This is a genomic window from Legionella tunisiensis (assembly GCF_000308315.1).
GTDB classification, from domain to species: Bacteria; Pseudomonadota; Gammaproteobacteria; order Legionellales; family Legionellaceae; genus Tatlockia; species Tatlockia tunisiensis.
On record NZ_CALJ01000010.1, the window covers coordinates 14,229 to 29,368 of the forward strand.

Below are 15,140 nucleotides of genomic sequence, written 5' to 3' on the forward strand. Positions count from 1 at the left end.
ATATGAGTCAGCCTTCTTCGCGCCATCTGTCACACGACTTCCCAGCCTGGAAAGGTTTAAGTCTTCGTGAATTATTTTGGATTGTTATCACCACAACCCCAGCAACTACCCTGTTCTTCGTTCTCTTAGGAGCAATGGTTGAGTTTCCGCTGGCCTCTGGCTGCATCGGTTTTGTGATTGGATTCATTCTGTCTATTACTGTGTGGCCTAAAGGAGTTTCCCGCATCAAAGCAGGTAAGCCCTATGGTTATGTGATGAAGAAAACGATTCAGTGGATGGTGCGATTAAGGCTCAAACATTCACCTTGGATTCATTACCAGGGAACTTGGCAAAAGAATAAATCTGTTGGAGAGCCGCATGTTTAACTACTGGAAAAAAATCGACAACCTACAACATCACAATCGTTTATTACTGGCTTTTGTCGGTGTGTTATCAATCATCATCTTAGCATTAATTATTAACCTGATGATCATGCCCAAACGCTATGAATTCTGGCTTAGTCCTAATATGGCTGCTAATGGCGGTTTAATGAAGGCAAGCGAAATACCGAATGAATACGTGCAAGGATATGTGACTTCCTTAATGCCGACACTCTACAGCTGGTCTAATAAAGGCAAAGAAGAATTCAACCTAAACATTAAAGTCTTTCATTATTACTTCACATCACGGCATGAGCAGTTACTTCGTGAAACCCTGGCAGCTTATAAAAACGCTCAACTCTTTGACCGCACTCAAGTAGCAAGTCTCTATCGCTTTATGGAACCGCAAGACATTAAAAAAATTGGTCCCGATACCTGGGAAGTCAAGCTGATACTACGCATTACGCAAAGGCTCAAAGACAATTCTGCCATGGTCATTGCTGACAAAGTAGTGGCTTATCACCTTCGTGTGGTCAAGCTCAACCTGTCGCGTCTTCACAACCCTTTTCAATTAGCTCTGGATGGCTATACCCGTCCTGAAGAACGTTTACAAGATTTACTGGTCGACACGGAGGAACACCATGAAACTCATTAAAATTAGCTTATTCGCTCTGTGCTTTTCTGTGATGCACCTAAGCCATGCCCTGCAAAGTGAACACCTGGTTTGGGAAAAAGTTCCTTTAACAATTGAATTACCGATCAATAAAGAGCGGTTAGTCCAGTTTCCCCAAGCCATTAAGGTGATTGATCAACAACTCAGTGCCAGCCTCGATATTCTGAAAGTCAAAGGTAGCTTGTATCTTAAAGCCAAAGAATCATTCAAAAATTCTCGCTTGATTGTCCAGTTATTGCCTGAAGGCGAAGTGGTTATTCTTAATCTTAATGCCAATGAGAAAGCAATCAACACCACGCCAATTGAGATTCTAATAGATGATCCTAAAATCAACCTTAATGCAGGAGCCAGTCAATATGAATACAACGCTATTCAATTAACCCGTTTTGCCATTCAAGCCTTGTATTCGCCTGAACGGGTCAGAGAAATTCCAGAGGGAATTTACCGCTCACCTATGCAAACCAATAAAACCATCCCTTTGTTTTATGGTGCAAGCATTGAAGCTCATCCTCTGGCTTCATGGCGTGGCGGCAATCTTTACGTCACCGCAGTCGATTTAAAAAACTTGCTGAATCAACCTATAAAGCTGCAATTCACCAAGCTGATGGGGCATTGGCAAACCGCCAGTTTTTACCCAAAAAGCGAACTGCCGCCACGCAATCAACACGAAAGCACTACTGTCTTTTTAATTTCTGATCAACCTTTTGCAACAGCACTCATCCAACATGCGAGGTACAGCCGATGAATAAAACAATGGCATTAAAATTCTGGCAGGCTCGGTGGTTTTTGCGGTCATTATGATTCTTATTAATAGCCGTCATAGCGCACCGGTTAACAACAATACGCCCAATCCTAATAATTTTGGCGAAGCTATAGCAAGCCAATTCAATGACAATATTCGTGATGTTTCCGCGCGATTATTAGAAACAGAAAAGAAATTAGATCAAATGCACAAAGAGAATAAATCGCTGCAAAAACAATTAAAACAACCCAAACAAGAAACAAGTTTTGCACTGCAAGATGAACTGAATGCATTAAAGGAAAAATTTGCGTCACTCACTGAACATCAAACGCAATCCTACCCCATGGAAGGCAATCAAGCGCCTGTATCCGGTCAAATTAAAGATCTGGATACCTTGCTGGATAAAGACACCGAAAGAAGGCAAATTTCCCTGAACATGACACATCAACTAAGGAAGAAGCACCCACTAAAACGCCTTTTTATACCATTCCAGCTGGCAGCGATTTCAGCAAAATCACGCTCTTATCAGCTTTAATCGGCGAAGTTCCTGTTGAGGGCAAACTCATGCAGCCTTTATTTCCCTTTACAGCAATTGTCAGTCGAGGGGATTTAATGACAGCCAATGGGATGCAACTACCCGAAGAAATCACTGGTATGAAAATCAGCGGTTATTCGATTGGCGTTGGTTCCTTTCTCGATAACATCAGCTGTGTTCGCGCCTATGTCACCTCAGCCCTATTTGTCTTTGAGGATGGACATTTTGTGAATGTCGGCCAAGAACAAATGAAAAGCTCCGCAGAGCTGGTGAATAACGACAGCATTGGTTACCTGACCACGCAATTCGGTAATCCTTGTATCAAAGGACAGTACATCACCAATGCCCCCAGAGTATTAACAGCCTTCATGGCAGCTGGCGGTATTCAAGGTGCAGGAAATGCCCTATCTAAATGGCAAATGAGTTATCAGGCAGAGGGAGGTTCTGCCATTGCCACACCTACAGGCGACTTAGCACACTTTGCTGCTGGTGGCGCAATCAACGAAGGCAGCCAAAAGATTACTGACTGGCTTGAGAAAAGAATCCAGGGCAGCTTCGATATGGTCTTTGTTCCTGCAAGTATCCGCGGCCATACAGGGTTTGTCCCTAATCAACTCAGTTTACATTTCAGCCAAACCATAGCCATTGATAAAGAACACCACGGGAGGGTATTAGATTATGGTTACCATCAACAAAAAACTTTGATAATGCTTTGTCGCTAGTCTGGCATTAAGCGCTTGTTCCACTGCCAGGATGTCGCAAAACGCCATTCCTGAGCAGGGCTTAACCGTCAGACAGTTGTATCAGCAGAGCCTGCAACAACCAATACAAAAGCCTGTTTACCAACAGATGCGTCTTGATGATTCGGGAGAAGAATTTAAGCAACTGCCTAACCCCGAAGTGCCTATCCATGTTTTTGCGCATGTGGCGCAATTGGGTGATGAACAAATCATCAAGCCTGCCTACACGACTCGCTTTTTCCTTTACAAGCAAAACCAGTATGCCTTGGCATCAGAACTGTATTAAGGAGACATAATGAAACGATTATCTAACTGGTTGCTTGGGGAAATGAATCCCCAAGCCATAAAGGAACAAACCGTTAAAAAGCGTTACGCCAATCCTTTACCCTCTTTTGCCGATAGACTGGCTATTGTTGATTTTAATGAACAAGAGCAGATCCTTTTATTTGCCGATGGTAAAAGTTTAGGTTCGGGGTTTGAATTAGGCGACATTCAAGCAGAAGCCGCTTCACCTGAATATTTACAAGCCGTATTTAATAAAATTCGGGATACCTTTGCATCGGTAGTTCCACTTCATGCCGTTGATCCTTGGGTCATGCAGATGTTTGTTCAAGACGAATATTGCCTTGATCCCGTTATCACTCATATTAAAACCCAAATCCCCCAACAATTTAGAGAAAGTCCATTAACGCAAGATTATTTAGAACGCCTGCACGATCTCTACAATAAGATGACCCGACCCGAAGGCTTATTTATTGATCCCAAAACAGGCGCGCCCTACCGTGGACGAAGACGAAGAATCAGAGTTTTGTTTTATAGACAATTACACCAAACCACTCTACCTCGAAAGCAAATTATTCTCGAACATCAAGAAGTCATTAGCCAGATTGAAACCAAACTGCGTTCACCTGGGCTGGAAATCAAACGCCTCAAAGGACAAGATTATTACCAGTGGTGGATACGTTGGTTTAATCCCAAATCAGCTGACGAGATATTAGAACAATACCCTTATCCTAATCCCATACCAGCGGGTTTTAATCTAGCTCAAAATGTATTCTTTGCTCCACCTGAAAGCGATGAACAAGGCTTCATCTTTGAAGGAATAAAACAAAGAATTCTATATGTGGATGGGTTAAAAGAAGCGCCTATCATTGGTTTAGTCTCACGAGAAAGACAGCAAGCCAATCCCAAACATCGATACGCTCTTTTAGACACCTTACCAGAAGGAAGCATCTACACAATCCAAGTCGTCTTTAGTCATGATGAAAATCTTGATTCCCATTTGACTCGATTGGAAAAAGGAATCGTAGGAACCAGTCTAAAACCTCAAGAAGTCAGAGATGATATTAAAACAGCCCGTAATGAATTAAGTACTGGCAATCGGCTGTTCTGGGTTAATCAAGCTGTTTTTATCAAGCCGAAGATGAGCAACAAGCTCAAGTCATAGAAAAAATCTGCATGCGATTTTCAACGATGCCAAAATGCCCTTGATTCATTCTAGCTATGATCTCCATCCTCTCAATTCCTGGCTCAACGCCCTACCTTTTAATTTTGATCCTCATTATGCCCGTAAATACTTATGTTTTGATCGTCTGATGTATGCCACTGAGCTGGCAGCACTGCTTCCGGTCTATGGACGCAACCAAGGGGCACGACATTTACCTTGTTTTCCCTTTTTCAATCGTTTAGGTGAACCCGTTTTCTTTGACTTATTGCACCATGATTTTATTAGCCAAAATTCTCATTGCGCTATTTTTGCTAATTCAGGTGGTGGTAAGTCAGTTTTAACAGGCTGGATGATTCAATCATTATTAGCCATGAAAAATGCCCGAGTAGTACTCTTTGAAATGGGAAACTCTTTTGACAGGATACTCACTCATGCTAAAGCGCACGGTAAAAAGACCAAACAGTTATTACTGAGCAATAAGAAAGATGAAGCAGTCCCATTAAACCCATTTTGCGAAGCATATAAAGCCATTCCCGAAATCACAGATAATTTAAGTACAGAGCAGGCTACCTTAATTGCTCAAAAAATCATGGAATTAAAGAGCAACCTTCAAGAACCTGCTAATTCAGAAGACGTGGTCTGTGGTGATGGTCACCGCTCCTATCTGGCCGAGCTTGCTTTAGCTTTACGTACCATGATTACTGAGGCTAATGCTTTGGAAGAAGAACAATTTACTTTGGCTGATGAAACTCTATTAATTGAAGTGTTAAGTGATGCGATTTTAACTTCCTTTAACAATGACATACCGCAAATGCTCATTGAGCATATCGTATGTGCTTTTAAACGACGACTGGATAGAGAAACAGTTGCTCGCAAGAAAGACCGTATCCTTGATATGCACGACCGATTAAACAGTTATGTCATTAACAGCGCCAAATCTCGTTTTTTTAATGTGTCGACAGAGCCTTTAGGTGACTTTGATATTTTTCATGTTGATATTTCAGCCATTAAGGATGATACCGGCAAATTGGCCTTGGTCATGGTGTCTTTGCTACCAAGAATACTAGCCATGGCGGAAGCCACCCAGAACGATAACAGACCAACCTTTCTCTTTATTGATGAATCCCATTTGCAATTTCAAATCCCTTCTGTTGTGACCGTGTGTTTACTGATTGCCAAAGTAGCAAGAAAGCTCGGGCTTTGGCTGGTTGCTATTACCCAAAACGTCACGGACATGAATTCAGAAAAGGCCACCAAAATTTTATCGTTGATTGAAACCTGGATTTTATTGGGACTTGATGAAAAAGAAATTGCTGATGTCAAACGCTTTAAATCATTAACACCGCAGCAGGAAACCTTAATCAGAGATATTGATTCGCAAAAAGGCTTGTATGCAGAAGCGGTTTTATTAGGGTCACGCTATCAAGGATTATTTCGCGTCATTCCACCTCGCTACCTGCTTGCCCTGTTAATGACTGAAAAATCAGAAAAAGCTCAACGCCACCTCCTGGAGAAAGAACATGATGTCCTTGAAGCTGCTGAAATCATGGCTAAAAAACTCGAACAACCTAAAACGGCTAATCACAATAGGGCTTATTTTTATGACTAAATTGTCCTTTGCCTTAGAAAGCACTAGCCCACCTCACCCTGTGAACACCTTCACCATAGCCACACGGGTTTTGCAAAAGCTATTTCAAAACAGCCATTACAAAGTGATTGGTTCTTGTACCTGGGCTGTAGGCCGCCTACCGCCAAGGCTTGAAGTCACACCCGCGGTTGAGCAATTCTTGCCTGATTTAATCATTACTGTTAGCAATAAACCAGAGGAAAATCCCTGGATTGAAGCACGAACACTTTATGAAAATAAAGCAGCAAGAACGATGTACCAACAAGCCTATAAAGCTGCGACCGGCTCTGCGTTAGGGTTTGGCAATGACAGCGGACAAACCACCGATCTGCATATCAATGATGAACGTACTCGAATCGTTGATGTCATTGGCAGCCCTGCTGCTTTTTATCGAATCCCCTATCTGTCACACAGACCTGAAACAGGTTTTGGTGTTCCTTATTATCTAGCCGAAGCTGATGCGGTCATGGATAGAACAGAAGCTGCTGAATTATTGTACATGGGAACTCATCCACATCTATTAATTAATCATGACATTGGCACATTCACTCAAAATTGGGGTTCTGAAATTCCGCGATTAATGCGAGTGACTCAGCCCTACAACTATAGAGCTTCGGTTGTTGCAGCCATGCACGCGGTAGATATTGTCACCAATAAAAATCCCCTACATGTCACCAAATCAACCCGTAATTCTTGTGGAAAAAACTGTGTAGTGGCTAATGCCATTTATGACCCTAGAAACACAAAGGTCATCTGGCAGGAAATATACCCCATTAACCGAAATATTCATCCAGGTGATGCACAGGATTTTGGTACAGAAGATGACAAAGCGGGTAATGGTAATTATGTATTTGTCCTCTGGCGTAAATACCGCGGCTGTATTCAGCACCAAGGCAAACTTGTGAACTTTTTAACCTTTCCCAAAGTAGGACAACCTCAAAAACGATAGGACGATGCCATGAAGAAATCACTACTACTTAGTTTACTAATCCCCTCACTGATCCATGCTGGCAGCTTTATGCCTAGCCAATCTGATTACTATTACGAATTAGGAGGAACATCCAATTTATTTATTCCACCAGTCAATAAAGATCAAACACTGGTTATTGGTGCAGATATAGATGGCCGTATGGGCTTTTCCTGTAGCGGTTTTAATCCTGTGGTATCCATTACCAATACTTTTCAGGATTTAAAGAAATCAGCATTAAATATCCCTGGCGGTGTAATTGATAATTTGAAAGGCTCTGTCGCAGGCTTTCCCCTTTATAAACTACAACAATCCATGCCTGCTTTATACAATGTCCTACAAAATGCTGCATCTAGCGCGCAAAATGAATTTACCCTCAAAGTTAAAGATTGTCAGGAAGTCAAACAAGCATTGGAACAAAACCAATCTCCTATGGAAGGCATTTTATCAGTATCAGATAGTCAGGGATGGCTCGATGCTGCCAAACGGGCTAAGAAGGAAAACGTCGATGTGACCGAAACGTCAAAAAGTATTGCTCAAAAACGAGATGAATACGGTCTACCCTGGATAGGCAGCGATAAAGGCAATGCTGGTGGTAAATTCCAACGCCCCATTAAAGTGATTAATGATGTAGTCATTGCTGGGTACAACATTCTTTTGGAGAGAAAACCTTTAAATTCCTTGGAGAAACCAAGTACCAAAATCCCTATGACACTAAGCTGGCCAACGCCTACTGATGCTGCCAATTGGGCAGTTAAAGTTCTGGGTGATATTCAAGTCAGCAGCAGTGAAAACAAACAAAATCACGATGCCAAAGCAGGGATAGGCTTATCAGCCTTATTGCAAAGCTGTGCGAACGCTAATACCTGTAGTCAGAACATTGCCAAAGCCTTATGGAATTTAGTCAATGGTACATGGACACTGACCGAAGAAAATCTGCATAAAGTCAGTGCCTCCAATTTACTGATTACTGATGAAGTCATTATCACAATTCAACATTTACCTCGTGAAGAACAGATGCTCACTGTCTCGAAATTAGCTGAGGAAATTGCTGTCCAAAATATGTTGGATAAAGCCTTAATGATGCGTCGTATTTTACAAGCAGGATTGCAAGTACAAGAAGTGCAAAACTTAAAACCTGCTATGAACATGGTCCTTTTTGCACTGAAAAAATTGGATGATGACATTCACTCATTGTCATTTGAAAACGATGTCCGCAAGAAAATGATGAATGAGACTTTGGGAACCATTATGGACATTCGCCACCAAGCACAAAACCAAAATATCCCAGGCCAGGATCATGAACAACCAGCAGTAAAAAATGGTGCAATCTACATTAAAGAAAATAAAGGAGCCTAATTATGATCGTCTTTAATCCTTTATCCCTCTACACCACCTATCTAGGCTGGCAACAGTATGAGGTTCTATTTAATGCTATGTGGCAAACAGGGCTGTTATATCTTGGCTTTTTGGCCATTGGTTATCGCTTTCTTAAAAATGTGCTTAATCCAGCTGGCGCTTTCTATGCGGTTGAACATGCTTTAAATAATTTCCTTTATGAATTGGCAATAACTTTCCTGATATGTAGCTTATTTGTCTATCCTTGTGTACCGTTGGAAACTAAAGCCCTACAATTTAAACCCTTATGCGGACTGAAAAACCCAACGACTGCGGTCATTGGCGACAGCGGCACAACTTATGATGAAGCCTTTGCAGATCTACTGACTAACCAGGTCAAAATTCCTATAGGCTTTGCCATCATCCAGAATTTTATATCGAGCTTTACCTACAGCCTTATGAAGGTGACGGGTTGCACCGATAGTTTGCAATCCATTCAAGGAGATTTAGTATCAACCTATCTACCCCAGAGCGTTCGCAAACAGGCATTGGATTTTCATAGACAATGTTTTATTGAAGCCAGAACTCAATTCAATAGTGAAAAGCATGAAGCCAGTGAATTAGACCCTATGCTCAAACGCTATGGCGGTGAAGATGACTTAAACTGGATGGGTTCTAAAATCCTGCAAAAAATGTATTACAGCAAACTTCATGCTCGCCAACCCGTGCCAGGATTTACCTTTCATCAAGCCCCTAATCGCAATCTTGAAAAGGCAGCGAATCGTGGCGATATCCCCCCGAACGATTGCCAGAAGATGGTTATCCCAGCTGTCAGCAATGGTGGAACAAAATCAAAACTGACCTGGTTGAAGTCTCTAATCAGGCCAGTGTTTTTAATAAACACTTAAATTACTACGCCATGCTTGATAGGGTTCGCCAATATAAAGTAAAACACCCAAAAGCCTGGAAAGCAGACATCAGCGCAGAAGATTTTATTGCGAAAATGCTCTTGCAAGAAAGCAAAGACATGCAGACCAGTTCTGTGCAAAACCTCATGGATAATAACAATGGAAAGGTCGCAACTGCCATTACCCATAGCCTGGTCAATGTCGGACAATGGACAAAATCTTGGACATCCACCCCATTAAAAAGAGAAGCAATCATGCAAACCCTGCCCGTCATGCAAGCGTTTTTCATGTTCTTTTTAATCATTTTAACGCCAATAGTATTGTCCTTAAGTTGCTATAGTCCAAGAGCATTGGGCAGTCTGTGCGCCTTGTTTGTTATGGCTATCTTTCTTCAATACCTCTGGCATCTGGTCGGATTTCTCGAACGCTCTGTGCTTGATCCATTAGGGGAAAACGATGCTATTTCGGCCATGAAGAATATGGCTGTAATGTTTTACTTTGTAGCACCCGTTTTGTTACTCAGATTATCTAGTCATTTTTGGCGGTGACGCTGGTGCAGGTCTTATGGATTTAGTCAGCGGTTCTGAACGCCATAGCGATAACGTAAGTCAATCAGGTATGCAGGTAGCTAAAACAGGCGTTAAAGTGATATCAGGAGGTCTTCGATGAAGGCCTTATTTAGACTCAAGGGATTCATTGTATTCACGAATACTAATCAAGCCCTTATCAAATTTTTCTTGAGCCTCATAAACAGTCAAATAGCGTTTAGCAGGTTTATCCTCGGCTACGCCAACAAGGGCATCAAGAACCACCGCCAACAAGCGAAATACCTTTCTCATTTGGAGCTATCCCTATGATTAAACATTACATCCGCTCATCCATTATAGTACTGATTCAAGCCATTTTACCAATCATTGGTTTATTGATGATTGCTCCTTGGATTATCAATACAAATATTCTCACTCGTTGGCAACATACATTCGCTAATATACAACCGTTGTTTCTAGGCTTACATGGACTACTTTATCTGGCTTTGATTTTGTTATGGCCAAAGCTGGTCACACGCATACAGATTAATAATCAACTCTCATCCGAACAACTCAAAACAGCCCTCAAAGTCCGCTGGTATCTACTGGCTATTTTCTTATTTATTGATGCACTGATGATTTGGAGAATGTTATGAGCGAATATCCTATTAATAACCTATTTCGGGAACCAACCGAAGCCTGGTCAGCGATTACCTGTTTGTCTTTGGCTCTACTCGCTTATAGCCAACCACATCTGTTCTTGCTTACGCAAACAATGAGTCTATATGCAGCGATTACACTATCAATCCCTGGTGTCTATAGAGCATGGCAAACAATAAAGGTTAAGCGATATCACCGCAGACTTTTAGCCATGCCAACCTATGCACTATCTACCACTGAAATTCCTTTATCCAAAAACTGGTTATTCCTTGGTAAAGGCTTTCGCTGGCGACCAAGCCATACCCAAAAGTTGCATCAAATCAAACAAGTCAAAAATGAAAAATTCATGCAACGAGGCTATTGCTATCAGTTGGCTAGACAATTTTGCCAAAACCATGAGCACACTCGATTAGCAAAATGGCTTAACAACCGTTCCAAGTTAAATCCATTTAGACCCGATCCTCCTGTTGGAGGAAGTCCTTTCCTGCACGGGGTTGGAGAAGAAGATAAGCCCGTTTACATTCCTCAAGATGTACGTGTAGGTCATACTTTTGTAGTTGGCACTACCAGAGTTGGCAAAACCCGATTAGCCAGTATTTTGATTAACCAAGACATCCGAAACGGCGATGCCGTTATCGTGGTTGATCCTAAAGGCGACCAGGACTTAGTTCGAGACATGATGGCTGCTTGTGAAGTATCAAGACGAAAAGAAGATTTCAAAATTGTTCACTTAGGCTTTCCAAACCAATCGGCACGGTACAACCCTCTCAAGAACTACGACCAAATCAGTGAAGTAGCTACACGAATCACCGATGCAATATCCGCAGAAGGTGAAGGGAAACAATTTGCAGCCTTTGCTTGGAAGTACGTCAACATTGTGGCTATATGCCTTGAAGAAATGAAACAACCCATTACCTACCAATCCATAGCCTTTTATATCAGTCGATTGGATCAACTATTGATGACATATGCCGACACCATTCTACCCAATCACTATCCCAACTATCATCAAGAGATTGAAGCTATTATAGAGGAACATGACAGCAAAATTGGTAAAAACAATAAAACCAAATCCCCTATGGAACGCCACCAGGCAGTCATTCAATATGTCAAAGACCACATCAACAAAACCATCAAAAGTAACAATGCCGAAGCGCTTCATGACCAAATCCTAATAGACCTTTATGATGCAGCTATTATGGATAAACACTACTATGACAAAATCACAGCCAGTGTCGGTCCTGTGTTATCTGAAATTAATAAAAGTAATGCTTCTAAAATTCTGTCATCCAAAATTGAACCAGGAGATATTGAACTGATGGATGTCATTAAAAATAAGAAGGTACTTTATATTGGCTTAGATAGTCTGACAAATCCTAATATCGCCCAGGCAGTAGGTAAGGCTTTCTTATCAGATCTTGTTTCCACTGCTGGCAAAATCTACAAAGAACCCAATGCTCGTTATACATTGAATCTGCATTGTGATGAGCTATCAGAGATTATCCAGGATTCATTTGTGAAGATTCTTAATAAAGCTGGTGGAGCTGGGTTTCAGGTTACTGCTTATGCGCAAACTATTCAGGATATGGAAGTTGCGCTTGGTTCAAGGGCTAAAGCTGAGGTATCTGAGGGGAATTTTAATACCTTGATAATGCTTAGAGTTAAAAATGAGGAAACGGCGAATCTATTGGTTAAAGTGCTGCCGCAAGTAGGTGTTGTCGGGCATACCCAAGTTTCTATGGTTAACGACACACCACATGGGGATGATGGGGTGTATTTTAATACGACTAATGAAGACAGAGTACAAACGTCTTCTGTGCCGATGATTGGAGTGGATGATATTATTTCTTTACCTAAAGGACAGGCTTTTATGATAGTAAATGGTGGCGAACTATACAAAATTCGAATTCCTCTACCTTTAAGTTGCAAAAAACAAGCTAAAACACCAATGCCAATATTCAGCACCTACTTCAATCGCACTGTATGATACAATTTATTCAAAGCACTATATTCCAATCATCTAATGAAGATTTAGTTCTAAGGGTATAACCGGAATGCACATGAATGAATACTGTATCTAAACGATCTGAAAAATATACTATTGTCTCTAACACATTAGCATGTATGAGCAATCAACAATTACAACAAGTCCTGTCTACCGGTAAAGAGATGCATGCTGGTATTGGAGGTACTTCTATTCAAATAGAAATCGAAAATATCCCAGTATTCGTAAAAAAGTTCCTATTACCGAAATTGAACTAATACCAGATAACTTCATGTCGACAGCCAATATTTTTAATTTACCGATGTGCTATCAATATGGTATTGGCTCAGCTGGCTTTAGCGTTTGGCGTGAACTTGCGGCACACATCATGACAACCAATTGGGTGATTAGTGGTAAATGCCCCAATTTCCCAATTATGTATAGCTGGCGAATTATCCCAAACTCTTTAAGCAAAACAGATCTTTCCTATTGGGGATCTACAGAAAAATATTTAGATTATTGGGAAAACAACGAAAATATCAAAGAGCGTGTATATAGTCTAAATAGTGCCAACACTAGTGTCTTATTGTTTCTTGAGCATTTCCCGAAAAATTTACACCAACATTTAAAAGAAGTATTGTCATCAAATATCGCTGAATTAGATTCAATCAAATATTTTAAAAATTGAATGAATCATTTGAAAGGGTTTTAGAGTTTATGCATGAAAATAGTTTTCTTCATATGGATGCTCATTTTCATAACATTTTAGCCGATGAGGATGACATTTACCTCAGTGATTTTGGTTTGGCACTGTCAAAGAAATTTGATTTATCAATAACCGAACAAAACTTTGTAAATGACAACAAAAATTATGATAGATGTAGTTATTCTGTCAATTTACTACATGGTGTCCTAACAACCTATGCAGGCAAAGAACATTGGGATAAGACATTAAACGATTACTTAACAAATAAACTTTCAATTAAGTTGCCCGATAAAATAAAAGAAATATTATCTAAAAATGCTCCTATTGCAGAAAAAATGCATGAATTTTATAAAGAAATTCAGAAAGATAAGTCAACTCCATATCCATCAAATCAGTTAAGTGTTCTATTGGAGAATTATGATCCAGAATAATGACAATAAAACGTCAAGTGTATTGAATTTATTATTCGATTATATGCGTCAACACAAAAGAAGCACCTTCTTTTTTGTTGCTTTTGGACTATTTTGGGCATTTACATTGCCGTATATGTCCTACTTGTTTGGCGTTATTATCGACAGAATCAAAACACATGGCCTTGAATCTGTTTCTGTATATTCATTAGTTCTTGTCCCATTATGCTTATATGTAACCATCCACGTTTTACGCAGTGTCGGCTATTATGCTAACGGCTTATTTTCACTGCTAAGCATTCCCGCATATAAATCCGAAATGGTGAAAAACTTATTTACTCATCTAGGTAAACAATCCATCGATTATTATGAAGCAAAAAATCAGGATTTTTATCTAATAAAGTGATGAATGCTTGCATAGGATTAGAGCCGGTCATAGTTAATTTGTTTTTCACGATTTTCCCCCAATCCTTAGCAATTTTGATTACGGGGATTTTATTGTCCACTGTCATCCCTTATTTTGGAATTGTACTCTGGGTTTGGGGAATAGCCATTATCATTTATACCTATCAATCAGCCAAATTAGGTCAAAGAAAAGCCTCCTCATTTGCTGATGCTTGCAGTGTCTTTAATGGTCATATTGTAGACATTATTACGAATATTCAATCTGTTATTCATAATGCCACTTTTGACCAAGAGACAAAATTGCTTAAACAAAATATGAATGACTTGATTGACAAAGAACGCCTTCGTAATCGTCATGCCAATAAAGTCATGTTTTTGCAGCATCTTGCAATGAATGCACTCGTTGCATTTTATCTTATCGGTTCCATTATTGGATACAAAAACCATCTAGTGAGTATTGGCGAAGTGGTGTTCGTCATGACGGCGGTAACAGCCATTGCTGGTTTAACCAGCAGTCTTGGCAATTGTTTTTTAGAGTTCATTTATAACATTGGTTTATTACAAGACGGGTTAAACTTATTGAAACATCACCCCGATGTAGCCGACAAGGAATACGCCTCCAGCCATAAAATATCCAAAGGGAATATTGAAATCAAAGACATCACTTTTCTCTTACCCATCTCAGCCGACAGTTTTTAAAAATTTTAGTTTGTCCATTCCTGCTAAACAAAAGATTGGGATTGTTGGGAGTTCCGGTGCTGGAAAGACAACATTAATGAAGCTCATTATGCGGTTATATGATATCAATGAAGGAAGTATTGAGATAGACGGTATCAATCTTGCCGGCTTTACTAAAGATTCATTACGTAGCCAGATTGCTATTGTTCCACAACATTTAAACTTATTTCATCGCAGCATTTTTGAAAATATTGCTTATGGTTGTGGGCACGTTAGTAAAGAGGAAGTCATTGCTGCCGCCAAAAAAGCCAAGTGCCATGACTTTATTACCTCACTAGAGCACCAATATGACACCATTATCGGTGAGCAAGGCGTAAAATTATCAGGAGGTCAACGACAACGCATTGCCATTACTCGTGCAATTTTAAAAAACG

General features: G+C 40.4%; 14 protein-coding genes and 3 pseudogenes. 16 read left to right on the forward strand and 1 reads right to left on the reverse strand.

All coding sequences use genetic code 11. The features are described from left to right. The first annotated feature begins 2 nt into the window (after positions 1 to 2). From BN58_RS00720 to BN58_RS20840, 9 genes and pseudogenes are all read left to right on the forward strand, one after another. On the forward strand, positions 3 to 365 hold the full coding sequence (locus BN58_RS00720; protein ID WP_010652868.1) for a TIGR03750 family conjugal transfer protein: 363 nt from the start codon (positions 3 to 5) through the stop codon (positions 363 to 365). Further along, a complete protein-coding gene (locus tag BN58_RS00725) occupies positions 358 to 1,014 on the forward strand; it encodes a DUF2895 family protein (RefSeq protein ID WP_019215202.1) in 657 nt (218 codons plus the stop codon). Before BN58_RS00720 ends, BN58_RS00725 begins: the two co-directional genes overlap by 8 nt. Next, complete coding sequence (locus BN58_RS00730) at positions 1,001 to 1,777, forward strand: TIGR03749 family integrating conjugative element protein (protein ID WP_019215203.1); 777 nt, start codon at positions 1,001 to 1,003, stop codon at positions 1,775 to 1,777. The genes BN58_RS00725 and BN58_RS00730 overlap by 14 nt, the downstream gene beginning before the upstream one ends. Positions 1,778 to 1,829: 52 nt before the next feature. Then, positions 1,830 to 3,042: pseudogene (locus BN58_RS38195) on the forward strand (TIGR03752 family integrating conjugative element protein). After that, positions 3,033 to 3,335, forward strand: coding sequence for a TIGR03751 family conjugal transfer lipoprotein (locus tag BN58_RS00740; protein WP_026069163.1), 303 nt, complete (start codon positions 3,033 to 3,035; stop codon positions 3,333 to 3,335). Before BN58_RS38195 ends, BN58_RS00740 begins: the two are co-directional and overlap by 10 nt. A gap of 9 nt (positions 3,336 to 3,344) precedes the next feature. Beyond that, positions 3,345 to 6,105 (forward strand): annotated as a pseudogene (locus tag BN58_RS36710) (conjugative transfer ATPase). Then, positions 6,098 to 7,072, forward strand: coding sequence for a TIGR03756 family integrating conjugative element protein (locus BN58_RS00750; RefSeq protein WP_019215205.1), 975 nt, complete (start codon positions 6,098 to 6,100; stop codon positions 7,070 to 7,072). The pseudogene BN58_RS36710 and the gene BN58_RS00750 overlap by 8 nt, the downstream one beginning before the upstream one ends. 9 nt (positions 7,073 to 7,081) lie before the next feature. Then, positions 7,082 to 8,449: an integrating conjugative element protein gene (locus tag BN58_RS00755; RefSeq protein WP_026069164.1), complete on the forward strand. Its 1,368-nt coding sequence runs from the start codon at positions 7,082 to 7,084 to the stop codon at positions 8,447 to 8,449. Positions 8,450 to 8,451: 2 nt separating this feature from the next. After that, positions 8,452 to 10,005 (forward strand): annotated as a pseudogene (locus BN58_RS20840) (conjugal transfer protein TraG N-terminal domain-containing protein). Positions 10,006 to 10,010: 5 nt separating this feature from the next. Here the strand turns inward: BN58_RS20840 and BN58_RS30385 are convergent. After that, positions 10,011 to 10,175 (reverse strand): hypothetical protein, encoded by a 165-nt coding sequence (locus tag BN58_RS30385; RefSeq protein ID WP_010652859.1) that lies wholly within the window; start codon positions 10,173 to 10,175, stop codon positions 10,011 to 10,013. Between the two features lie 14 nt (positions 10,176 to 10,189). Here BN58_RS30385 and BN58_RS00770 point away from each other — a divergent pair, with 14 nt between their 5' ends. The 7 genes from BN58_RS00770 to BN58_RS27875 form a co-directional block, all read left to right on the forward strand. Continuing rightward, positions 10,190 to 10,519, forward strand: coding sequence for a hypothetical protein (locus BN58_RS00770; RefSeq protein WP_019215207.1), 330 nt, complete (start codon positions 10,190 to 10,192; stop codon positions 10,517 to 10,519). Then, positions 10,516 to 12,510 (forward strand): type IV conjugative transfer system coupling protein TraD, encoded by a 1,995-nt coding sequence (gene traD, locus BN58_RS00775; RefSeq protein WP_019215208.1) that lies wholly within the window; start codon positions 10,516 to 10,518, stop codon positions 12,508 to 12,510. The genes BN58_RS00770 and traD overlap by 4 nt, the downstream gene beginning before the upstream one ends. Positions 12,511 to 12,799: 289 nt before the next feature. Next, a complete protein-coding gene (locus BN58_RS32275; protein ID WP_232220231.1) occupies positions 12,800 to 13,195 on the forward strand; it encodes a hypothetical protein in 396 nt (131 codons plus the stop codon). Between the two features lie 29 nt (positions 13,196 to 13,224). Further along, positions 13,225 to 13,644, forward strand: coding sequence for a hypothetical protein (locus tag BN58_RS32280; RefSeq protein WP_040915964.1), 420 nt, complete (start codon positions 13,225 to 13,227; stop codon positions 13,642 to 13,644). Between the two features lie 115 nt (positions 13,645 to 13,759). Continuing rightward, on the forward strand, positions 13,760 to 14,029 hold the full coding sequence (locus BN58_RS27865; protein WP_232220232.1) for a hypothetical protein: 270 nt from the start codon (positions 13,760 to 13,762) through the stop codon (positions 14,027 to 14,029). Further along, on the forward strand, positions 14,029 to 14,727 hold the full coding sequence (locus BN58_RS27870) for an ABC transporter ATP-binding protein (RefSeq protein ID WP_019215211.1): 699 nt from the start codon (positions 14,029 to 14,031) through the stop codon (positions 14,725 to 14,727). Before BN58_RS27865 ends, BN58_RS27870 begins: the two co-directional genes overlap by 1 nt. 10 nt (positions 14,728 to 14,737) lie before the next feature. Next, positions 14,738 to 15,140: ATP-binding cassette domain-containing protein (locus BN58_RS27875; protein WP_019215212.1), on the forward strand; the 403-nt coding region annotated here is incomplete at its 3' end.